This window comes from Caproiciproducens puteiluti (assembly GCF_052442865.1).
Lineage (GTDB): Bacteria > Bacillota > Clostridia > Oscillospirales > Acutalibacteraceae > Caproiciproducens.
Map to the genome: position 1 here is coordinate 302,136 of NZ_CP194790.1, position 22,925 is coordinate 325,060.

At 44.2% G+C, this 22,925-nt stretch carries 24 protein-coding genes, 1 pseudogene and 1 riboswitch; of the genes and pseudogenes, 8 read left to right on the forward strand and 17 right to left on the reverse strand.

Going from position 1 to position 22,925, the window contains the following annotated elements; all coding sequences use genetic code 11:
* Positions 1-169: 169 nt before the first annotated feature.
* From ACRQU7_RS01480 to ACRQU7_RS01490, 3 genes are read right to left on the reverse strand one after another with little or no spacing between them, the layout of a single operon-like run.
* On the reverse strand, positions 170-901 hold the full coding sequence (locus ACRQU7_RS01480; protein ID WP_444643193.1) for a hypothetical protein: 732 nt from the start codon (positions 899-901) through the stop codon (positions 170-172).
* Positions 901-2,313, reverse strand: a complete 1,413-nt coding sequence (locus ACRQU7_RS01485) for a HAMP domain-containing sensor histidine kinase (RefSeq protein WP_326975302.1) — start codon at positions 2,311-2,313, stop codon at positions 901-903. The genes ACRQU7_RS01480 and ACRQU7_RS01485 overlap by 1 nt, the downstream gene beginning before the upstream one ends.
* 1 nt (position 2,314) lies before the next feature.
* Complete coding sequence (locus tag ACRQU7_RS01490; protein ID WP_444643196.1) at positions 2,315-2,968, reverse strand: response regulator transcription factor; 654 nt, start codon at positions 2,966-2,968, stop codon at positions 2,315-2,317.
* A gap of 403 nt (positions 2,969-3,371) precedes the next feature.
* Between ACRQU7_RS01490 and ACRQU7_RS01495 the strand changes: the two genes are divergently transcribed.
* From ACRQU7_RS01495 to ACRQU7_RS01530, 8 genes are all read left to right on the forward strand, one after another.
* Positions 3,372-3,692, forward strand: coding sequence for a helix-turn-helix domain-containing protein (locus ACRQU7_RS01495; protein ID WP_444643198.1), 321 nt, complete (start codon positions 3,372-3,374; stop codon positions 3,690-3,692).
* A 185-nt stretch (positions 3,693-3,877) separates the two neighbouring features.
* Positions 3,878-4,048: a hypothetical protein gene (locus tag ACRQU7_RS01500; RefSeq protein ID WP_326975300.1), complete on the forward strand. Its 171-nt coding sequence runs from the start codon at positions 3,878-3,880 to the stop codon at positions 4,046-4,048.
* 317 nt (positions 4,049-4,365) lie between these two features.
* Entirely contained in the window at positions 4,366-4,926 is a 561-nt protein-coding gene (locus ACRQU7_RS01505) for an RNA polymerase sigma factor (protein ID WP_444643200.1), read from the forward strand.
* Positions 4,913-5,650: a DUF4367 domain-containing protein gene (locus ACRQU7_RS01510; RefSeq protein ID WP_444643202.1), complete on the forward strand. Its 738-nt coding sequence runs from the start codon at positions 4,913-4,915 to the stop codon at positions 5,648-5,650. The genes ACRQU7_RS01505 and ACRQU7_RS01510 overlap by 14 nt, the downstream gene beginning before the upstream one ends.
* An 89-nt stretch (positions 5,651-5,739) precedes the next feature.
* Entirely contained in the window at positions 5,740-6,171 is a 432-nt protein-coding gene (locus ACRQU7_RS01515; protein WP_326975295.1) for a hypothetical protein, read from the forward strand.
* 176 nt (positions 6,172-6,347) lie between these two features.
* On the forward strand, positions 6,348-6,746 hold the full coding sequence (locus ACRQU7_RS01520; RefSeq protein ID WP_444643204.1) for a hypothetical protein: 399 nt from the start codon (positions 6,348-6,350) through the stop codon (positions 6,744-6,746).
* 337 nt (positions 6,747-7,083) lie between these two features.
* Positions 7,084-7,638: a sigma-70 family RNA polymerase sigma factor gene (locus ACRQU7_RS01525; RefSeq protein WP_444643206.1), complete on the forward strand. Its 555-nt coding sequence runs from the start codon at positions 7,084-7,086 to the stop codon at positions 7,636-7,638.
* A gap of 51 nt (positions 7,639-7,689) precedes the next feature.
* On the forward strand, positions 7,690-8,670 hold the full coding sequence (locus ACRQU7_RS01530; protein ID WP_444643208.1) for a DUF4179 domain-containing protein: 981 nt from the start codon (positions 7,690-7,692) through the stop codon (positions 8,668-8,670).
* Positions 8,671-8,952: 282 nt separating this feature from the next.
* Here the strand turns inward: ACRQU7_RS01530 and ACRQU7_RS01535 are convergent, their stop codons facing one another.
* The 14 genes and pseudogenes from ACRQU7_RS01535 to ACRQU7_RS01600 all read right to left on the reverse strand — a co-directional run bounded on the left by ACRQU7_RS01535 (position 8,953) and on the right by ACRQU7_RS01600 (position 21,676).
* Complete coding sequence (locus ACRQU7_RS01535) at positions 8,953-9,570, reverse strand: hypothetical protein (RefSeq protein WP_444643210.1); 618 nt, start codon at positions 9,568-9,570, stop codon at positions 8,953-8,955.
* A 15-nt stretch (positions 9,571-9,585) separates the two neighbouring features.
* Positions 9,586-10,185 (reverse strand): hypothetical protein, encoded by a 600-nt coding sequence (locus ACRQU7_RS01540; RefSeq protein WP_326975290.1) that lies wholly within the window; start codon positions 10,183-10,185, stop codon positions 9,586-9,588.
* A gap of 6 nt (positions 10,186-10,191) precedes the next feature.
* A pseudogene (locus ACRQU7_RS01545) lies at positions 10,192-10,386 on the reverse strand (RHS repeat-associated core domain-containing protein); the annotation flags it as partial.
* Positions 10,292-10,987 (reverse strand): hypothetical protein, encoded by a 696-nt coding sequence (locus ACRQU7_RS01550; protein WP_444643212.1) that lies wholly within the window; start codon positions 10,985-10,987, stop codon positions 10,292-10,294. The gene ACRQU7_RS01550 and the pseudogene ACRQU7_RS01545, both read right to left, overlap by 95 nt.
* A 34-nt stretch (positions 10,988-11,021) precedes the next feature.
* Positions 11,022-11,489 (reverse strand): hypothetical protein, encoded by a 468-nt coding sequence (locus ACRQU7_RS01555; RefSeq protein ID WP_326975288.1) that lies wholly within the window; start codon positions 11,487-11,489, stop codon positions 11,022-11,024.
* Between the two features lie 13 nt (positions 11,490-11,502).
* The gene (locus tag ACRQU7_RS01560; protein ID WP_444643214.1) at positions 11,503-13,737 is read right to left on the reverse strand and encodes an RHS repeat-associated core domain-containing protein; all 2,235 of its coding nucleotides are present in this window, start codon (positions 13,735-13,737) and stop codon (positions 11,503-11,505) included.
* A gap of 156 nt (positions 13,738-13,893) precedes the next feature.
* Positions 13,894-15,639 (reverse strand): YodL domain-containing protein, encoded by a 1,746-nt coding sequence (locus ACRQU7_RS01565; RefSeq protein WP_444643216.1) that lies wholly within the window; start codon positions 15,637-15,639, stop codon positions 13,894-13,896.
* Between the two features lie 48 nt (positions 15,640-15,687).
* The gene (locus ACRQU7_RS01570; RefSeq protein WP_444643218.1) at positions 15,688-16,803 is read right to left on the reverse strand and encodes a hypothetical protein; all 1,116 of its coding nucleotides are present in this window, start codon (positions 16,801-16,803) and stop codon (positions 15,688-15,690) included.
* A gap of 95 nt (positions 16,804-16,898) precedes the next feature.
* On the reverse strand, positions 16,899-19,148 hold the full coding sequence (gene recD2, locus ACRQU7_RS01575) for an SF1B family DNA helicase RecD2 (protein ID WP_444643220.1): 2,250 nt from the start codon (positions 19,146-19,148) through the stop codon (positions 16,899-16,901).
* A complete protein-coding gene (locus ACRQU7_RS01580) occupies positions 19,145-19,354 on the reverse strand; it encodes a hypothetical protein (protein WP_444643222.1) in 210 nt (69 codons plus the stop codon). Before ACRQU7_RS01580 ends, recD2 begins: the two co-directional genes overlap by 4 nt.
* 23 nt (positions 19,355-19,377) lie before the next feature.
* A complete protein-coding gene (locus tag ACRQU7_RS01585) occupies positions 19,378-20,436 on the reverse strand; it encodes a YqaJ viral recombinase family nuclease (protein WP_444643224.1) in 1,059 nt (352 codons plus the stop codon).
* 1 nt (position 20,437) lies between these two features.
* Entirely contained in the window at positions 20,438-20,599 is a 162-nt protein-coding gene (locus ACRQU7_RS01590; RefSeq protein WP_444643226.1) for a hypothetical protein, read from the reverse strand.
* Positions 20,600-21,216: 617 nt separating this feature from the next.
* Entirely contained in the window at positions 21,217-21,429 is a 213-nt protein-coding gene (locus ACRQU7_RS01595) for a DUF3791 domain-containing protein (RefSeq protein WP_444645481.1), read from the reverse strand.
* A 10-nt stretch (positions 21,430-21,439) separates the two neighbouring features.
* Positions 21,440-21,676: a hypothetical protein gene (locus ACRQU7_RS01600; protein ID WP_444643228.1), complete on the reverse strand. Its 237-nt coding sequence runs from the start codon at positions 21,674-21,676 to the stop codon at positions 21,440-21,442.
* A gap of 1,108 nt (positions 21,677-22,784) precedes the next feature.
* Positions 22,785-22,867, forward strand: a riboswitch (cyclic di-GMP riboswitch).
* Positions 22,868-22,925: the final 58 nt, after the last annotated feature.

Consider the following 22,925-nt stretch of genomic DNA (forward strand, 5'->3'; position numbering starts at 1 on the left):
CATCTAACTAAAGATTTTAGAAGAAGTATATCAGGCATTTGCATCAAAACTGCATAATTTTAGAGGATAGACACATAATTTAGAAAAAAATTAGGGCTGCCGAAATTCATAATCGGCAGCCCTACTTATACAGATTCAAAACGGAAATTTCATTACCAATTTAAATTCTTCAGTTTATAAGATTGGAGGGTCCAAAATTACATCCACTTGTTTCCATATGGATTGGATACTCAACCGTGGAATTATCTGACTGATATAATGCACTGATATCAAGGGTCATGTCCTGTCCCCCGATTTTTGCATCATATTTTGATTCTTTTTCCGATTGCAGGGTGAGCCCCAAATACGAACCCCATGCTGAAGCAATATCATGCGCACTTTCTTTTATTTGCATCTGATCCTTCGCCTTAAAAGTAAACATCAGTATTTTACCTGTTTCATCGTCTAAAGCTAAAATTCCGCTGCCCTGGTTGCTCGTATAGAGTACAGACCAGATGGTCATGCTCTGAGAGGGGTTGTTCCGGTTCTGATATAAGGATACGTCCGGCTTGTAAAATTGGGTATCCTTATCGAACACGATCGAGGGGGGCAGGTTTCGTTCCTGCAACTGCTTGATCTCTTTCATACAGGCAGGAATTACAGTTTCCTCACTGAATTTTTCTCCACCGGCACCTTCCAATCGGACGACGCTGTCCGAGTTGCCTTTTAATAATAGAAGCTTTTCAAGAATCGATATCTGACGCTTATATCCTGTTTCATTTTTTTCCAGTTCCTCAAATTTGGATTGCCCGATAATCTGATTATCCATAAAATTTGAAAGCATCTGTGGAAGAAAAACGCTTGCCCCCACAATTATTATAGTTGCAAGGCCAACAAACATGTAATTTGCTTTTATTTTCATTATTGGCCTCCCTTTAAGAATACATATACTGTTGTTCCGACATTTGGAGTGCTCTCGAAAGCCATACGCCCATTATGAAGCTTGACAATCCTGGCACAAATCGCGAGCCCCAGCCCGGCGCCACCATTCGCTCTGGCCCTTGACTTGTCCACCATATAAAATTCCTCTGTGATCTTGGGCAATTCCGCTTTAGGAATTCCCTTTCCCGTATCCTTAACCGTAATCACATAGCCGTCTTTCAGCCGGTTCCCCGACAATGTGATTGTCCCTTTTCCAGTGATCGCCTTTTTGGCATTATCCAGCAAATTTATGATCATTGTTTTTATCAGATCGGGTTCAACCATGATTTCAGCCTCGTCCGCTGCTATTTCAAATGTAATTGGAGTCCCTTCTAAGATCGGAAACATGACGCCTCTTATCTCATTAAATAGACGGGAAGTCCTGATCTTTTTTAGAGTGAATTCCTGATTTTGTATCACGATCAGATCCATTAGTTTTAATGAAAGGGTTTCCAGGCGTTTCCCTTCCTGAAAAATATAATTGGCCGCGGTCAAATTATCCTCCTGAGACATTTTTCTGGAACGCAGCATATCTGCGTAGCCGATAATGGAAGTCAACGGCGTTTTAAGTTCATGGGCAAAACTTCCGATAAAATCCTCCTGTTTTCTTGCAGCATCTTCAAGAGCATAAATCTTCTTTTCCAGATTTTCTGCCATGCTATTAAAATCTGACGCCAGTTTACCGATTTCATCTTTACTGTTGATGTTGACACGGTTATCATATTTTCCATTCGCTATTTTACGAGTTGCGTTCGATAGCATCTTAATGGGATGGGCAATCCACATGGATATGGAATAAAGGAAAATTCCATCCATAAGCATCAGCAGAAGCATTAATCTTTGATATACGCCATATTGTTCCTGCTGCTCATCAAACAAAGAAGTGATATCCCGAAAGCTCTCCAGATAAACAATCCCTGAGCCAACTTTGGCTGTGCAAGCAGTCTGGATGAAAGCCCGGCCGGACTCTCTTAGAATGGCGTACCCCCTGTTTTTCTCGGTAACCCCATTCAAAAGGTTTTTATCGTTTGGCAGTGTGCCACTCTCATAAATCGAACGATGGTCCGAACTACTGACCCTGATGTACTGACTACCGGCATCTGTATTGTCGTCAATGGATTCCGCAATGCTCGCTATCAAGTCATTTTGTATATCCGCTCCATTTCCGCCCGGGATCGTAGTTGCAGCCGTTTCAAAGGAATATCGGAGCATCTTATTTTCATCTCTGGCAATAGTTATTTCCCGCTCCAAGGAGGAATGAAACATAGAGGATATTAAAACATACCCTCCAATGCTGAAAGTAATCGAAAATATAATTATCGTACTAAAAAACACCTTCCAGGAAATTTTCATTCTATACCTCCAGTCGATACCCAACCTTATAAACAGCGATAATTTTATCTTCCCATCCGATCTTCTTGCGTAGCCGCTGAACATGAAGGTCCACGGTCCTGCTGTCGCCCATCGAATCATTTTCCCATATTTTTTCGTAAATGGTTTCCCGAAACAATGCGATGTTCTTATTCTGAACGAACAAAAGCAAAAGTTCATATTCCTTTTTTGTCAGATTAACGGCAATTCCATCCTTCAAAACTGTGCGAGACATTATGTCTATTGTGAGCCCATCAATACTGATTACATGCTGATTCTGATGGTACCTTCTTAACACAGACTCCACTCTTGCTAATAATTCGATAATTTCAAAAGGTTTTGTAAGATAATCATCAGCTCCAAGCTTCAGGCCTTTCACCCGGTCCGAAACCGACGACTTTGCAGTAAGAAAAATGACCGGAATACTAAGCGGCCGGATATAATCCATCAATTCATAACCGTCAACTTCAGGCAGCATAATATCGAGAAGGATTAAATCAAAGCTTTCCCGCTCAATCCTATCGGCTGCATTCATGCCATTATATTCGCACACACATAAATATCCGGCCTGGGTAAGGCTCATATTGATTAAGTCCGAAATTGGTTTTTCGTCTTCAACAATTAAAATTTTAGCCATCGCAGCGTCACCTCTTTTTTCAAAATACACCATAGTTGCATCATTTTTGCATCACTTTATTGAGTTCTTCACGAACTAGCGAAAGAAAAACGTTGCTTCGAACGGATAAGCAGGAAAGAGCAATTGGAGTGGATGCAGCGCCTGATCCCTCATAATTAAAAAAAATAAATATATTGTATCAATATATCTCGGATATATTGTTGAATATCTTCATTAAATTGGGTGGAATAAGTTTCCATTTTATATTATGGATTTTACATTCGTGCTTATCAATTCAAAAATTAATTGTTTTAACACAATATTCTTACAATATAATACAACATTATCTTGTTACTTACAACATTCGATCCTTTTTTGAAATACAACCGGTGCTTGTTAAAATAAATATAATAGAGGTGATTAAATGGATAAATTGAAAAAAATTCGAGAGGAAGCTGGATTGAGTCAGCAAAAACTGGCAGAGGCTCTCGGCCTGTCACAGCAAAGCATACATAGTTATGAAAATGGTGCTTATGAGCCGGATATCTCTACTTTAAAAATGATTGCGGATTTTTTTGATACTTCGGTCGATTATTTGATTGGGCATACTGAGATTCGCCATAAGATTGAAAAATTAGATAAATATGACTTAAATGCACAAGAATCAGAGCTTATTACAAAATACAGATTACTCCCTAAAAAACTTCGTAAGAGCTTACAACTCATAGTAGATAGCTATTTGTAGGAGTTTTGCGAAGGAATTTGACTTTCAGTATGAATAAGATTTCAAATTACACGGTTTCAGACCACTGGCTTTGATTCTTTCATTAAAAATCTAAAACTGTTCCAACAATTTACATTCTCTGAACGTTATATTGATAGGGGTAAAAGGGATCCCATAGCCCCTGAAATAAACAAAGGAGAATTACTATGAATGAAATTGAGATTTTAAATCAAATTAAATCTGCAGCTGAGGCTGAAACTCCGGAGATACTCGAAAATATTCTGCTTGCGATTAAGAATTGTAAAAAGGAATCAAATACAAAAAGAGAGCACCTTTCTCACATTCGGAAAATTGATTACAAAAATTTCCACACTTGAAACCGCTACTTGGTAGGGGCAAATTCATTATTTCTATGTTTCTACTGGGACGGGTCATCTTCTTCGCTATATACACAAAAACTATTATAATGAACTCTTCTAAGGACGCATTAAGTGTGGGGGCCATTGTGGGGTCCCCACACTTTTTATATTAATAAGTAAAAATTTATAAGGAGGTAATTACAACAATCTTCAAGAACGGGGATGAAGAACTATAAAAAGGTCCAAGCGAATTAGACGTTTGGAAAACCAAAAGACACATATTTCATGATATTAATGAATGAAACACTGTCAGTCCAGAAAGCGAGGGAGAGCATATGTTATTCTTTGTGCAATCAATCCGAGATGAATCGGACTTTAGCCTTGTAGAAGAAATTTACAAAAATTACAACAATACTATGATGTACACAGCGAAAAGCATCTTAAAGGATCAATACCGAGCAGAAGATGCGGTAACCCAAGCATATATAAAGATTATTGAAGATCTACAAAATTTTTCTTTCGAAAACTGTAAGAAAACAAAGGCTTTAGTTGTTATAATAGTGAAGAATATTTGCTACAACATGATCAAGGGCGAGAAGAGGGAGAATACCGTACCTCTTGAAGACTTTGAGGATATTACTGCTGAAGCGGAGGATGGTCCACTTGATTTTGCAATTACGGAAGAAAATTATAATTTTCTACTCTCGTGTCTTTCCAAATTGGAAAGCAGCTATCAGGACATCTTATCTCTAAAGTTGTTTTATGAATATACAGATAATGAAATAGCAAAAATGCTTGATATTACTCCAAATAATGTTTATGTTAGGTTTCATAGGGCAAAGAAAGCCCTTATAGAAGAAATTCAGAAAAGGGGAAGCGGCTATGACAAGATCTAAGCTCCACTGTAAACTGTTTAATGATATGCTCAAAGCGGCGGTCGAAGAAAATCTAATGGAGTCATTGGATGCAATCCCCTCCGAAGAAGAATTGAAGAAAGAATATTCATTATCAGAGGAGTTTCATCAAAAGATACTGAAAATTGCGAAAAAACAATCTCGTAAATCTCTTTTTCTACGGAGCTCACGAATTACAAAAAAAGTAGCAGTCTTTGTTGCTATGGGTATCCTTATTTCTTTTGGAAGCCTGTTTAGTGTGGAGGCATCCAGAAATTTCATCTTCAATTCCATTTTGGATTGGAAAGCGGATCATGTGGATATCTATTTTCAGGAAAAGAACAGTAGCAGTTCCGAGGGGCAAGTCTCGAATCTTGGAGGGCGTCTTTTCAATCTACAATATTTGCCGGCCGGTTTTACAGAAACCAAGGAAACGGAAATTGGTCCCCGGTACAGAATAACATATCAGAACGAAAAAAATGAATCCATTTTTTTTGATCAGGCTCCATTATCTGAGGAAGGAAAAATGATGGTAGATACTGAACATACTGTCTACAAAGAAATCTCAATCAATGGGCAAAAGGCTTCCCTTTTCACTGCAAGAGCAGCCGGTGATAAGACTTTCGTTCTTTGGCAGAATGATGAAACAAGTCTTATGATCAGTTCAACAATCAGCCAAGATGAACTGATTAAGATGGCAGAAAATGCAGCAATTAAAAAAAATTGAAAATTATTTTAAAAAAAGTGTAAGAAAATGGATACCTCAGTTGTTTATATAGTAGAAGGAAAAAAACAGCTTGAAAGAAGGATGATGTTATGAAAAAGAAAGCAATCTCTCTAATTATGATGCTTGTACTCCTGATTACTTCCGGCGTCCCAGCTTTCGCTTATGAAACCAAGACTAAAAACAGCGCTGATTCGGGTTTTAATATTCTGTTGCTAAATGTCGACGACGCGATAGCTTATTTAAATTTCTCAGGTACTCGTGCAGATTGTGCCGCAATTGTAGACGGGAAAAGCGGCACATCGAAAATCACAGCTACGGCCTATTTGAAAAGAGTAGAAGGCAATACAAAGACTGTTGTTAAATCATGGACAGGCCTCAGCACGACCGATGAATCGTTTTATTTTGACCAGCCGTATTATGTAGCCAGCGGATACACTTATGAGTTCGAACTTGATGCTGCTGTTACCAGAAATGGTGTCACAGAATACATAAGTATTTCAGATACAGATTACTGCGGATAAAAAGTGCAGAGGTTTTCACTAAAATTATGTATGTTTCAAATATGCAGCGCGCGGCGTGTTTTGAAATAAAAAAATTGAGGGAAAGTGAATCCAATGGGTTTGTAATGAGGTGTAAAATTCATCAGTTGAGTTAACGTTCGAATATATGCATCTATTTGACCGAAAGGAGAATAGCCATGAAAAAGAAGATCATTAGCGCATTGGTTTGTGCTATGTTCTTAGTGTCTGCTGCCGTTCCCGCATTTGCGACGACTGGGCAGTTCAGTTTCAGCCTTGATCCGAATGAAAATAGCGGAGTTGCATACTCCTCCAATCAGACCAAGGATGATAACGAAAATCAGGCATATGTAACTCCCACCAGCGGCAATGTTATCAGCAGCGACTTGCTGTACTTTGCGGTTGCAACCTCGGGGCATTCAAGAGTAACGGGTTATGCGGGCGGTTCAGGTGTTCAGTACAATGTAACATATCATCCGCAGTATAATTCTGGCGAAAACATTCCTGGTCGTATTCTGTGCCTCTTAGGAGATACAGACCGCTATACAGTCAGCGTTGCTGGACGCTGGACTCCGTGATTGCAAATCTGTAGCAGCCTAAGTCAAAACAAACGGAAACAAGCCGGTTTGGCCAACCATGGCCAACCGGTTTGTTTCTGTTTGTTAATAAAGAAGGTATTTAACGATAAATACTCTGTTAGCTCCTGTATGGGCTTAATCAATCCACATTCTCTTTCATGCTCCCGTAAGATCAAGTTCATTTCTTAAAGAGGACAAAGTATCGAAAGAAGGTACTTGTCTTCAAGTTGAGGCCGGAAGATTTATCCGGTCTTTTTTTGTTATTCGTGAGCCTTTTTTCCGTTTTGATTGTCTTATAGAGTGAAGGCCTTTAAACAGCAAGGAGGAAGTGAAAATCTTGGAGGACAGTCAGATTATTCTGCTCCTGAGAAGCAAACCCGCCGACGGGCTGTATGAAATTATAAAAAAATACCGCGGTTTTGTTGCCACAATCACGGGAAGAATCTTGTGCGGCGATGAGCAGGACATCGAAGAATGTATCAATGATACGTTTTTGTCGGTTTGGAAGGCGTTCGGCAACGAAAACCACCAGATTGTGAACCTGAAGGGCTATCTTGCCTGCGCCGCACGGAATACAGCGATCAACCGTTACCGGCAACTTTCTAAACGCAATGTCATCAATATTGATGACATTGATCTTGCGGATGAAAGTGATATACTGCTTGAATTTGAAAATAAAAACAATGCCATTGCATTGCAGGAATTGATTGCCGCCATGGATGAACCGGACCGCGAAATCTTTATCCGTATATATTTTCTTTTTGAAAAGATCAGGAATATTGCGGCAAGGACGGGGCTGGACGAAATTCAGGTGAAAAATCGCCTTTACCGCGGCAGACAAAAGCTGCGCAAACAGCTTGAAGAAAGGAACGATCTTGATAAAACAATATGACGAGGACTTTTTAAACTGCCTTGAAGGGCTGGAACGGAGATGGCCCCACCATTGAAAAAAGAAATTGACGATACCTTTCGGGCGGTAATCAAAAGAACGGGTCTCAAAAGAAAAATGTCCGGGACGAAAAGGGCCGGGCGGATTCTCCTGATTGCGGCTGCCGTCGCGGCCTGCGGCGCTGTGACCGCTGCAGCCAGCGGAATCAATCTGGGCAGCCTGTTCCGGGGATATTTTGAGCGGAGCGACCCGAATGGAGCCAATGGTGCAAAACCGGCGGTCAGCCTGACCGAAAGCCAGGTGGAAACGCTTAATAAGTCCGGTGCGGTTCTGAACCAGAGCGTGACGGACAAGGGTACGACCGTTACCGTGAAAGCGGCGGTAGGGGATAAAAGCGGCGCTTATATCCTGCTGGACGCTATCGCACCGGAGGGAACGGTGCTGGACGAAGACAAGTATGAATTTGAAGATATGCCAATTAACTTCAACAATATCGCAGATAACAAAAGCGGCTCCGCCAGCTGGGATATTTCCACACAAAAGGACGACAATCCAAATGATAATAAGATATCGTTTGTCATCCGCATTAGCTGTGCAGGAATTGATTTGCAAAACAGAGAAATTGGGCTCACGTTGAAAAATCTGTCCGTGCCGACCGGAAAGCTAACCCTCCGCCCGATTGCAGAGGGGGAATGGAAGTTTCATTTAAAACTGAATTATTATACGTTTACGAAAAAAGTCGAGATGGATAAAGTGACACATTTTAAAGATAATTATTGCACCATACAAACGGTTGAAATTTCGTCTCTTTCTGTAAATATCATTTATACCAATCCCAAACCATATACCGGTCCGATTCCCGAGTCCCCCGATTTGATGATCCTGTTCAAGGATGGTACGCAAAAAAAGATTCTCCCAGGGCCCGGAACCGGAAGCAAAGAAAACTCTACTATGACTTATCAATTTAGTACGCCGCTGGATTTTGATAAGATCGAAAAAATCACGGTGGGTGATGTGGAAATTCCCGTAAAATAACGCAAATACATTTTGTAATATAACCGAAAGGGAGGGCTTCCGTTTGCTAATCAGACGGAAGCCCCTTTACCATCAACGGTTTCCGATAGTTCCGACATTTAACACAAACGGTGGAAGATTTTAACTGCATGCCTTTCCAGGTGAAGCTTATGCCGTCCCGGTAAATGAGCGTGAAGTCCAACCGCCGTAAGGTTCCCTCAATTCCTCACAGAAAAAGGCTGTTGCATGGCAATCGCCCTGCAGCAGTCTTTTATTCTTAATTATGCACCAAGTCAGTAAAATCTACCTCGAACTGATATGTATGATTTCTCCATCAATAGTTAATTCATAATTTTGCCCGATACCTTCAACATATGAACAATAAGTTGTACTTGGATCTATAGATGACTTATTTTTTTGAAATATTGAATTTCTATTGTCTGAAATATTAATGAGGTCCTTTGAAGAAATATCAGATACTAAAACATAATAATCATCCGTATGTTTACACCAATAGACGCTTATCATACAAATTTTTTGGTTATCTCCCTGCCAAGTCTTAGAGAATACTTCTTCGGAGATTAAGGAAGTACCTATTCCCCAGCCATTCTTAATTTTTGGGATAACTGTGTGCACTTCCCCCCCTTGATAAGTATATAGGATTAACGCTGAATTTTTTCCTTCAATAACTGTATTCATATCGCCCAAAACCGAATAGTTAAAAACATGTTGCGGAGATGAAAAAGTTATGAAGCGATTCTCAACAGGTATAAAGTATGATCCGGTGCACAAAACCATTGCAACCAAAAAGGAAATAACGATTAGCTTTTTTTTTAGGATTTTCTTATGCTTTTTGTAGATGACCAGGAATCCTAGAAAGAGTAATATGAAAACAAATATTCTAACAATACCATACCACAATTTTGATTTTCTCCCCTAATCTGTTGGTTGTGGAGAGGTGTACACCTGCCCCGTTTTAGAAAATATCACTGCTGTTGCGATAAGCCAACCGCTGGCACTTACATTTAAGTAATCAGTTTGATTGCTTTTATCGCTCAATCTGGCCGTAGTTGCGTTTTCATATCCTAATTTCAATTCTGTCAACGAAGCCCGTAATCCATAGCTATTGGATGCAGTTCCATTTTTCACTATTCCAGATACACCTATGTTAGTCAGTCCCAAACTTATATTCAGAGTAAAATTAGGTGCATTAATTTTTAATCCTGCTGATGATGACTCAGAATGACCGCTCACCCCTATTGCATAAACAGAAATTGGTTTTGATGAGTTTCCTTGTTCGGATACTGTCGTAGTGGATTTCGTTCCCGTTTTGGCCGTAATAGGAAGTGGGTTAGGAAGCGTGTAATGGCTTTCTTTCTCGTATTCACTTACGACTGTGTAACTTGCGCCGAATGCAGCGTTGGCAAAATTTACGATTGCTGTTCCAACGCTTTTAAACCAATCACCGATCTCTTTCCAAAACAGACCGCCAAGATCAGAATGGTTTACAGGATTGTTGCCGCAGTATGCAAACAAATTATAGTCCCTTACGTCTCGGTTTGCTCCGATCTGCGCGTCCGCATTCAGAAATCTTCCGGTCGGCGGGTAGTAGTAACGACTGTTGAGGCAATACAGCCCTGTTTCAGAAACGTAGTAGTAGCCCCTGTAACGGATTCTTTTGACCAATCTGGTCGGTCGTAGTATCACTGGTACAGAGCAGCTTGCCCCAGGCGTCATAGGTGTATTCGACTACCAAATTGACATTGCTGTCGACGATACCGGTCACGTCGCCCCGCACATTTCTCGTGTAATAATAAGCTGTGCCGTTATAAGTAAATCCGACCAAAGTGTTGTCGCTTTCATACAGGAACCATAATACGTCGCTGCCGGCCCGCTGGGCAACGATGGTGCTGCCGTCGAGGAAGTAATTGGTCGTTACTCCGTTAACAGTTCTACTGGTGCGGATTTCATTACTGTCATATGTATATTCCACAGTATATTCTACATCTTGGTTATTTACAATGGAAGATTTTAACTGTCGACCTGCCCAGGTGAAGCTCATGCCGTCCCGGTAAGTGAGCGGGTTACCGATTGCGTCGTAAGAAATATTGTAAATAACGTTCTGATGTTTATAGCTGGTCAGCAAGTCCTTCCAGTTCGTATTGCCATAGTAATAAATATGCTGTCGGTCGCTGTTCCCAGTGTGCCTGTCGTGTAAGCGTAATTTGTGATTATAGTAATATTCCCGCAATTTTATCACAAAAAGGCTGTCGCGTGACGATTTTAAAATCGCTTTGCGGCAGCCTTTTGTTCTACATATGAATTTTCTAAAAGCCATTATGGCATCAAGTCAGCCGCAATCTGAAACGGATTCATCCTATTATTTCAGCAATACACCCAATTTTCATATGCGGCAAGTAATGAACAATAAAATTTTTTCCCTTTTGATATCCTTTAGGAAACATAGATAAATCCAACTTACCTCCATTTGTAGTGATGAAACTAGCTTCTTGTGTAATAATGAGGAGTCCTTTTCTGCTGGCATCATCATCCGTTGCCTTACAATAAGCTGTCACGTACTCGCCTTTTAAAACCATAGGTAAGTCTAATATTCCGGGGATAACAATCGACCAAATTACAACTATACATAAAAAGGTACCGACCAACCTCGCAAATAAATTTAATTTTTTCACATTTCGAACCATAAATTCTCGTTTGGATGGAAAGGCTTTTTCAGGTTTTAAAACCACCTTAGAAACCATTGCCCTTATGACCCAAAAAATAACGATTAGACCAATTGCCCAAACAACATAAGAATATATTAAAATATCTAAATCCACTTATCTTACCGCCCTATCCATGAGTCCAGTACATTGGTCCAGATGGTACGCTACTTTGCGCCTCCTGCTCATAGCTTTCATATGCATCCTTCAGATAATTTATTAAAGCGGAAAAAGTAGTTGCACCAGAATCTGAAATAATACTTGCAGTAATGCCTTTTCCAACAACTTTAGCAGACATTCTGCTGGCAACACCATTCCTTATCTTCGTTATGCCAGAGGAAAACACTGCCGCCATACTATTCCTGCCCGTGGTTATACCTGGTACTTTGGCAGACAAGAATTTTCCTGCGGCTGCTCCTATCACAGTATCGGTTCCGGCATTTAGTAGTATTGTTCCGGCTGAGCGTTTTGTCCCGCCTGATGTAACATTCTCTAATGTCTGACCAATTAGAGTAGATGCACCAGCGGCAGTTGCCGCCCCTACTATAGGTCCAGCATACAATGCAACTACTCCTCCAATTGCACCGCCAACTGCGGCTCCGGCATATGTCTGCCAATCGGAAAATTTCCACTCACCACTAGCAACGCTTACCAATGCATCACTGACAAATTGGGCAGCCACTCCTGCCACTGCACCCACCGCACCCGCTATTAAATCATCTAAGCCAAACCACTGACCAGAGGAATCCGATCTGCTAATTGGATTATTATCACAATAAGCAAACATATTATATGAACTTACACGAGTTCCCACTCCGACCATACTATTTGCGTTTAACATTCGGCATGTCATCGGATCATAATATCTGTCGTTTAGGTAGTACAGCCCCGTTTCGGAGTCATAGTAGTAGCCTCTATAACGGAACGGATTCTTTTGACCGACCTGATCGGCCGAGTTATCCGTAATGCTGAGTAACTTACCCCAAGCGTCATACGTGTATTCGACTACCAAATTAACACTACTGTCAACGATACCGGTCACGTCGCCCTGCATGTTTTTCATATAATAATAGGCAGTGTCGTTATAGGTAAACCCGACTAAAGTTTTATCACTGTCATACAGGAACCATAACACGTCGCTTCCGGTCTGCTGAGCGATAATGGTACTACCGTCAAGGAAGTAATTTGTCGTTATTCCGTTAACGGTTTTGACAGTTCGGATTCCATTACTGTTATATGTATATTCCACAGTATATTCTACATCCTGACTGTTTGCAATGGAAGATTTTAACTGTCGGCCTTCCCAGGTGAAGTTCATACCGTCCCGGTACGTAAGAGGGTTTCCGATCGCGTCATAGGTCATGTTCTGCCCATCATAACCGGTCAGCAGGTCCTTCCAGTTGGTATTGCCGTAGTCGTAAGCAATGCTGCCGGTTTCCGTTCCCAGCGTGCCTGTGGTGTAGGCATAAGTTGTGACCGTCGTGATGTTCCCTCCGACATCGTAGCCATAGACTGTGCTGACCCCAGCCTTCTGATCATCCGCTCGCACGAGCTGGTTGAGCTGATCATAGGCATAGGTGGTTACATTACCATTGATATCGGTTGTAGAGCTGATATTACCGTTGTCATCATAAGTATAGTGATACTGGGAAAGTGTGCTGTTGACGTCGCCTATTCTTCTATGGTTGTAATAAGTGTCCACCAGGGTCGTGGTTTTTGCATTCAAAACATTTACAAAACTTCGCTCTGCCCGGAACGTGGGGTCTTGCAGGGGAATCGGGTTAATATCCGTTTGGAACTCACGGTTCAAGGTAGTGTCATACGCATGGGTGATTTCTCCGCCGGACAGCATATACGTATTATGCTTCCGGTAGTCCACGCTGTAGTCGGCGGTTGCGGATTTGGATTGATTGGCAAAGGTACAGACATACCTTGTCGGACGGTCCATATTGTCGTAGACGTATTGAATTTCACTGCCGTCGGAAAGGAGTTGCCTGATCAGCCGGTCGCCAATGTCGTAGTAGAAATTGATTGATTTTACCGAGCCTTGATCATATTCTGTGATCTTTGCAAGGTTTCCGCGCGCATCGTAAAGATACTCGTAGGTTAAACTGTCATTTTTCAATACCATGTTCACACGATCGTAGGAATCATACAAATAGCCCAGCTTAAAGCCATTCCCAAAGTTGGAAGACTGCAGGTTTCCGTTGCCGGGAGCAAAGGTATTAGCAATCAGATTTTGCGTGCCAACATTGATCGCCGTTGTGTTCCCATAGCCGTCCCGCTGGAAGGTATATGCAAATCCATTGTGCGTAATTTGACTCAGACGGTCGGCCGCATCGTATTCGTAGGCGGTTTCAACCATCCCCGCGCTGCTCAGCGCACTGGCCCCCGTCAGCAGGTTGTTTAGTGTATTATAGGTATAATACGTTCTTTAAACATCATTTGGATCCGGTCCGGATATCCTCTGTTATCTTAAAAAAGACCGCTGGATCGCCCGGAACTGTTCTATCATTGTGCATTAATCATCATCTTGAACTATCTTTACATTCTTATTCGATGTGCTTTTTGGTATTGGAAGCGCCAGAAAGGGAGAAAAACGCACCTGGACGAAGGAGTCCGTATCACGATAAAAGTAACTGCGTTTTTTCTCGTCGTACAGCTCCACAACATCGGAAGGTGCGATACTGCGTCCCGGATATTCTTTAGGGAGAGTATCATTGTATCGATTAAAAATCCGGCGCAATATTTCTTCATCCGTCTGCTCTTTCGGGCAGACCATTTTCGAATTACACATCAGCCGGTATTCCGCAGCTGGCGGCTGTAGATAGCCGGCCTTGCGCAAAGCCTTGATCCCGAGGAATGCAAAGGACTTTGGTTCCATGCCATTCGTAAATTCCAGCTGATAGATGCGGAAATGCTGATGCCGGCGCTGTGCTTCCAGAAGCTGCTGTAGTGTTTTGCCGCTTCCGTCCTGCAGCCAGCTTTCGTATTCCTGTTCTGTCAGGCCCAGAAATTCCACCAGGCCGGTTCCATTTTCGGGTGCCTTGTGCCATGTCTCCACACAATCGTCTATATAAGCAAAGTCACACTGCCCGGAAAGGTACTGCTGCTTGAAATTCATTCGGCTATCCTCCTTTGAAGAATTCTTACGGTGGAGCGCAAGCTGCCAATCGTCGATTCCCTTATAATTGGGGTTCCACGTCAAGCGTCTGCACTCCATACCATACTGCCTTGCCATCAGGTAAATCTGTGATGCACCCCTGGTCACCTTGTCATTTCTGAATTTATCCATATCTTCTGCTTCCACGATCACTTCCGTGCCGTTTTGCGACAGAAATGCAAAAAGCGGCCCGAGCTGACTGACGTTGTTTGCTCCCGCTGTCGCGGCAAAGGAACGGTGAATCAGATAATGGCTGACATCGGCTTTCAGATAGCCTTCCGTCACATAAACCACTCGGGAAAAAGGGTTGCCTACAAAGTGGATTGGGCTGCCGGAGGTGACCCCCATTTTTTTATTAGAAGATGACAGCCAGATGTATTTTGTCCCTTCCTTGTCCGGCGGGTCGTCCTTATTCTTAATGGGAACATCCAGACGGATCTGAGCGCCGCGAATCAGACCGTCAATTCCGTGTACGGGGATAATGATCCCCGCTGTGCGCTTATAGAACTTTACCGTCCATTTGCCGTCCTCATTTAAGTAAAAGCCCGGAACGCCCTGTCCGGTGCAGCCCTGCTTCAACAGCCGCTCCGTGTAAGAACGGCACAGGCAGGGGGGAGGGGTGCTCTTATAGCCCAGTTCGTCGATCTGCGCGTCGGTAAGACCACGCTTCAAACGAAGATGTTTCCGGTGGGCGTCTGAAAGAGAAAGCATACCAAACAACAGGGAAAGTGTCTGATGAATTTCCTGAATACCGGCACGCTCGGACTGGGGAACCTCCTGTGTTTCCTCCTTGGAAACCGGCTGCTTCACTTCGTAAGACGGCGCCGGGCCTCCTACCTGCAGCGCCTCGCAAATTTCCCGATAGGCGTCCGAGGTGCTGATTTCATACACTTTCGCGTACAGAGCCAGCATCCCTCCGCCTTCATCACAGTAGTTGCAGTGCCAGACATTTTTTGAGAAGTTCACATTCATCTTGCCCCGTTTATCTCCGCAGATAGGGCAGTCCACATAGATGCTGTTTGCCTGTCGACGCCTGATTTTCAGGTGGAGCAGTTCCACGACATCCAGAATGCCGAACGGAAAATTCTGCGGGCATGAGGCCATAGGCGGCACCCCCTCTCTTTACGCCGCGCCTTTCCCTTGCGGGAAAGCTCAGCCGGCTTTCTGCGCTGTGGAAAATTCGAGCATCATCTGTGCGGCCGCCCTCAAAATATTGTTGTCACCTTTGTAGCCATAGACATACCATTTCAAGCTTGCGGCCCTGCGGTCGGCAACCTGAGCCATTGTCCAGCCGCTGCAGGTGCCCACGTCTACAATCAGGTTCTGCGCTTCTTCCAGCGTCATCATCGAAAGGATTTCCTCCACCGGTATATCTGGAGTGTAGCTGGGAGCGCCAGCCTGCTCAGCCGCTGCCTCTTCCGCAGGTGCGTCCCCACGAACAGTTACAGCGGGAAATTCCGTTACGACAGCTCGCTGGCTTTCGCTTGCGGGAACATTCTCTACTGGATTCCGTGTCTGGGGCATTTCGGCAGAGACGCGCTCAGTAGCGGACACGGTGGAAACAGCCGTATTTTCAACGGTTGCAGCTGCTCCGACAGGCACAGAGGCAGGCGATTGACCAGCCTGCTTTCGAATCTGTGGGTCCGGGGCTTCGGCTTCCGTCGTCCGCAACGGTTCTGCAGCAGCCTGTTCTGGAAACTCCGACTCCGGCATTTCCACCCATCCATCCTGTTCGGGGGCAGAGGAGTCTTCTGCAAAGGGGGAAACATTCTGTTTGTCAGGAGCTGTGGCTTCAGGCGCTGTTTTCTGCGCTTCACGCATCGGGATTTCCGTTCCAAAGCGTTCCTCGCCGGGCGCATGGCTTACATCACAGAATTGCAGGCCGAAACCCGCGTCTGTGAGGGCCACATCCTGCGCCTCATACTGCGCTGCCTGCACATACAATCCACCGGGTGTGTTATTGATGGAACGGCTGGAAGTAAAGCTTGACACTGGTTCAGGATCGCTCTTGTCAAAATAAACCTGCGCTTCAATGATGGCAAGCTGGTCGGTGATTCGCAGGGCACTCATCTTGATGCGCCCTGTGGGATGGACAAGCCGGAACCAGAGTTTTTTGTACTTGAGGTCCAGCTTCTGTACTTCCTCTTTTGAGGTTTCCGAAATGGTCCTGCGCAGAAATTTGCGCGGATCAAAACCGGGAACCTTGTTGAGTTCCGCCACGGATGGAATCGCGTCGTACATCAGATCGCCGTTTTTGTTTGCAGTCATCTTAAAAATCCCCTTTCTTATAAAACACGAGATGCCGGTGCCTTTTTCTGCACGTGCATCTCATTCTTAACAATAAATTTTTCACTGTCTCCAACTCAGGCGACTTGCCCGTTACCGCGTTTTTTTGATAACGCTTTATAGTAAAGGGCAATCCGCTGACCCAGCAACGTATTCCGCTTATCAATTTTTGTGCGGTGAATTGCCATGAACAGCACATCTTTTTGACCCACAAGAAACACTCTTCGCTTGGCGCGGGTGATAGCGGTATAGACCAGATTCCGGTATAGCAGGATGGTGTGTGCCGACAAAATCGGGATAATCACCGTGTCGTATTCGGACCCCATCGCCTTGTGAACCGTCATGGCATAGGCAAGTTCAATGGTGCCCATGTCCTCGGCCCCGTACTCTACGGAACGGTCGTCGGTAAATTCAATCAGGATGCGGTCGGCTCCGGAAGAATCTTTTTGAATCTTCCGGATAAATCCCACATCCCCGTTTGAGATTTCTCCTTTGTTCTTGGTTTGCATCACCCGGTCGTTGACTCTGAAAATGCGGAGCCCAACTTTCAGTTCATCCACACCCTCTGCGGCTGGGTTGACCCGCTCGCGGATGGCTTCATTTAGCTTTTCTGCGGAAGCCTCTCCATCAGAGCGGAACGGGGAAAGAATCTGCACCTGCTCAATACTGCTTTTCGCAATTTCATCGAAATAAATCCTCTGAATCGCGGCGGCGGCTTCCGGCTGTGTCTTGCATTTTACAAATACAAAATCATTGCCGTAATACAGGCTTGTCTTTGCCTCGTTGATAAATTTGGCGTTGTGGGCAATCAGGCTGTCCTTGGCCTGACGGAAAATCTCGTCCAGCACGGTCACGGGTATCAACCCGCAGCCAATCAGCTCCCGAAATACGTTTCCAGCGCCGACACTGGGCAATTGGTCGGCATCGCCTACCAGCAGAATTTTAGTCCCAGGCTTGATTCTGGAGAATAGCTGCTTTGCAAGCCACATGTCGGTCATGGAAAATTCGTCCACGATAACCAGGTCTGCATCCAGAGCTTCTGTCCGTTTCCGAAATTTGTTTTCAGCGTCCTCGCCCAGCAATCCCAATGCGCTGTGCAATGTCTGGGCCTGAGAAAATCCCGTGCTTTCGGCCATACGTCGACTGGCGCGGCCGGTCGGGGCGGCCAACACAATTTTCCCCGTTTCATATAGCTTCTGATAGACCTTAAGTACCGTCTTCAACACTGTAGTTTTACCGGTACCGGGTGAGCCGGTGATGATGCTCAAGTTGTGCTGAAACACCATCTCAACGGCTTCCTCCTGCTTCTTGGACAGGGAGATCCCCAGTTGCTCCTTGATTTCTTCCAGCGGGTGGGCGATGCGGTCCTTCGGTGGAACTTCCAGCAGAATCTGGCTGATACGTCTTGCCGTTTCATCTTCCAATTCAAAGGTTTTCGGCAGATAGATGTTTTCTCGGTTGGATACCACGTCGCCATTCAAAATCATAGTCTGCAGTTCGTCCTTAACCTCCTGCCGGCGCACACGCATCTGGGGAAGCGGGATTTTCTCGTTCAGAAGTGTGAACGCGCTTTTTACCAGCACCTCATGCTCCAAATAAAGATGCCCTTCCTTGTTTTTGCTGTCGTCCAGCGCGTAGAAGATGGCCCCGCTGATTCGCATAGGATCGTTTAGCGGACAGTCTGTCTTGCGTACAATCGCGTCAATCCTCTTAAACCCAAATCCGGGAATCTGGCACAATGCGTAAGGGCTCTTTTTCAGGACGTCCAGACTGGCAGGGCCGAAATACTCATAGATTTTAAGCGCAGCCTTTGGCGTCAATTGAAAGGGAGAAAGAAGCGTCATAATATCGCGCAGCATCCTGCTTTCGGAATAGGACGTTTTGATGTCCTTCAGACGTTCCTCCGTAATGCCCTTGATTTCCAGCAGACGTTCCGGCTGGTTTTCCAGAATATTCAGCGCTTCGACCCCGAAACGGCCTATGATGGCGGCAGCGGTCTTTTCCCCGATGCCTTTCAGAAGGCCGGAGGATAGATAGCCCTGTATACCGTTTTTGGTATGTGGGATGATCTCTTTCCACTGCTCCACCTGAAGTTGGCAGCCATATTTTTCATCCGTTTTCCATTCTCCGTCCAGTTCCAGCTTCACCGCGTCGGTACGGGGTAAATCGTAGCCCACGGCTGTAAAGCGAATCAGGTGGTCCGCGCGCCGATATGTGCTGCGTGCATGGGGAGGAATATTTTTATCGTCTGTTTTGATGCAGATGATGCAGTATTTATTGACCGGATTATAAAAGACGGTCTTATCATATGTGCCGGTATAGCTCATCGTCTACGCTCCCTCCAGTCGTTCCACTTGATCCACAAAAGGACCAGCAGGATAATGACTACATCAATTGCGCAGCCCAGAAACAGCGGGGCAATTACCATCAGCCAACTGCAATGCGCAAGCCCGGCCAGCTTTAATGCCGCGAGAACCGAGCTGATAACTCCCAAAATACCGATACTGTGTACCTGTACCTTCATTTTTTTCATATATGCTCCTTTCCGCGGCGGCATCAGGCCGCTTCCGGCTTGCTCATCTTTACATGAAATCGACGGCTTTCAGAAATCGTTACGAACCGCTCATAGACTTCCGGCAGCTGCAAATGCAGGCGGGTCAAATCGTCCTTTTTGATTTCCGCTTTCCGCACTGGATTGTAGGTCACCATATAGCTGGTTCCGTTGTTTTCGCAGACTGCGGTGCAGCTCTTTCCCATTTGCTCAATGATAAAGGCGCGCAGCCGCTTCATCTGGCTGTCAAGTTCCCGGGACTGGGCATCCGCTTCCTGCTTTTCCTTCTGCAGTTCCAGATAGCGCATCAAATTAGCAGTCAACCCCATATTGAGGACGACTGCCGGCGCACCCTCATCGGCCGGTCCGAGATGTCGCCGCAGGCTCTGTTCGATCAGGTCGCCATCTTCGGTGTAGGATGGTGGCGCCTGTGCCAGCACATGATTCATCCAGAAGTTCTCTTCCAGCGCAATTAGCTCCGACTCATACATTGGATCGCGGGCGATGTGCCGAATGATGACTTCATTCTCGTTGTTCCCGTACAGGCAGCAGAAGTACACCTGGTCGATGTTCATGACGCACATATAATGGCGCCCTTGTACTTCGTAGTAGAGGGGGACAATTTCCTCGCCGTTGTGCCACCATTTCTCCTTTGCGTTGTAGTTGGTGGTTTTGATTTCGAGGATTGCTGTAGTGCCGTCCGGAAGCTCGATGAAAAAGTCGATATCCGCCAGCATAAAGCGGTGCTCCGGGTGCTGGAACATCTTCTTGATCTGGTAAACCCGGAACCCGGTTTTGACGTGGAAGATCTCCGCGACCAGATCCTCCAGCAAATGCCCCATTTTTTTAGCGACCCAGTTATCCTCATCGTCTTCCGGTGATACTACGTTCAGCTTGTCGTAATAGAGGTCCCGCGCGGTTCTGAACGGTGATATGCCGAGGACCGCCGCGGCGTCGCTTCCGCCGATCCCTTGTCGGCGATATTCCAACCATACTTTCTCCGGCAAATTGGCCGTGTCCACCAGGACAAGGGGCCGATATGATGGGGAACGTACTATAGGCATGTTACTCCTCCTTCCGGCTTTTGCGGGGAACAAGGGCCGGACCAACAATAAGCTGCTCACGCTGCCCACCGCTTAAATCCTTCTTTCTTTCTTCCAGCCGTTTTTCAGAAGAGGATCGTTGCCGCCGTCGGCCGCCAGGCTTCCACCTTTTTCTGATATTCATTTACATGACCGCCTTTCTGTTTGAAATATCCTCAAAGCCGTTAACCGGCATTTGGGCAACAAAAAAAGCGAGAATGACAAAACAGCAAAAAGCTGGCGTTTACAGAAAATCTGCAAACCATTGTCATTCTCGCTTATTGGGGAGAAATCTCCCGAAAAAATAAAAAAGCCAGCAAACTACCGGCCTTTAAGGCGCAGGTACTCTACTGACAACATACAAGCTTAACAGCGTGTGCAATTCGGGAGAACCCGATAAACCCAAGAGGGAAACGCACAAAAATCAATTACAGATTAAATTTAGCACAATATATTGATTTAGTCAATAGTGTAAATCTATATATTGTAATCAGGAGAGCAACATTTCAAAGCAAGCCCATTGAGATAGGCCGGCGCAGAGTCAGGAATTCGTACTCTGTGTACAGGGTAGGTGCACTCGATTAACGAGTTCGATGTTGCAAGCATCTTCCCGCTAATAAGCTTGAGAAAATGACCTTTGAAGAGGTAATGAAAATAAGACCAAACTCTCCAGAACGAAGAATCAGAATTATAAAAAAAGAAGCCACGGGGCAAATCTTAATCCCGCGGCTTTTTCCTGCTTTGCTTGCAACTAGGGCCTACTTATTGCAGAAGTGGCTGCCTTGCTTTGATATACAGATCAATATCCTCCACAATATACTGCTGGCCGGTTGAATGCAGCACATCATAAAAGGAATTGATATAGTCAAATACACCGTATTTATGAAAAGCATCCAGTGCAGCAGCACCGTTTATTTGGTGCGCGTTTTTGTATGCTTCCAAACAAAACACTTTAAATTCAACTGTCCCGCTCATCGTTATCACCTCAATACTCAGGCAGTTCCAGACTGCCGTTTTCTTTTTCTTTTCTGTACAAATCATACAGCTTCTCCGTGCTGTACTGCCAGACCTTAGTCTGTTCATTTTCAAGAACGGAATAGAGCTGTGAAGTATAAAATTCCGCAATCGCTTTTTCGTCTGATATTCGGTTTTCAGCTGCGATTCTGTTCGTCAGTGCGGCCACTATGATTGGAAATACCGCGTCAAATTTCTCCTTATCCATTTTCTTCTCCCTTCAAAACAATAGAATTCTGAAAGGTGCAGTATGAAAGCGCTTTTTCCGTATGGAACAGCACCTGATTAAAGAGTTTTTCAACCTTCAACCGTGAGATTTGGCCCGAAGGCCATAAATTGAAAAACGAATATTATGCAAATAGGTCAGAAAGCAAGTTTAAATTGTCCAATATATTTTACTACAATTACGACTATAAACAGAAAGATAATTTGTTTGATCTAGACACTCTTTATGGAAATATGCCGAAAAAAAGCTTTACCAAGAGCAAAAGGCGGGAATTCGAAGTAGTGATTATGTCTTTTTGGCTCCACGGTATTACAAGAGATGATGAATATTGGAAAACATATTTGGATAGCGTGTTCTAAAAGCTGTAGCAGATATTGTGTTATTTTACAATTGAAATACAAAAAGAAAAAATGGCTATTCACCGTTTTTAAAGATGAGTGGCAATCAGACAAAGGGCACGGAAGTGGAGTGATGAATCGCCCACGACCATGCCTTTTTATTTTATATCGATTAGTCAAGGCTTCTTTTTTGCTTTGGAGATCGGAAAGAGAGATGATATTCCAATCCGTAAGGTGAGGTGATGGATGAGACTTATTTTTTCAAAGATCCGTCCCATTTGGCCTGCAGCCAAAAGTGTACGCAGAAACTCGAGTATAAAGTCATTCTACCGTATCCCCAAAACGATATCGGATGCCTCTTTGGAGAGTTTCTTAACAGTTGACCTAAAATGAATCAGGAGATATTCGCCCGTGCTTTTCAAGAGGGTTTTCAGGTAGAAAATATTAAAACTTAGGGAAGGTTACCTTTATGGCATCCGACTATAAAAAAGATATAAGGAATTCTACATGCAATCCCCAAAGCCCAGCATTGTTGAAATGTTGAAAATGAATTTTTGGGCTGTCTGGGGAAAAGTTGACGCCAACAAAGAAGGCGGCGAATACAAATCGAAGAATTCCTAGAATATGTGAAATCTCCTTTTTGCACAATGACTCATTATATCACAATAACACTGCGCATCAATTTGTGGGTAAAAATTACATTTTTACATTGCATTTGTTCGCCAAAAAGCATATAATATAGTTGAATTATATCGAATAATTGGCAAAGTCATCGAAAGACGGCAACGCGAAGCTAAAAGGGCCTGTACCGTTTGGATGGCAGCCAACTGTGGCAAACATTTCGCCCTACGAAAACCGTAGGGCTATTATTGTATATAAACACGAGGTAAGCG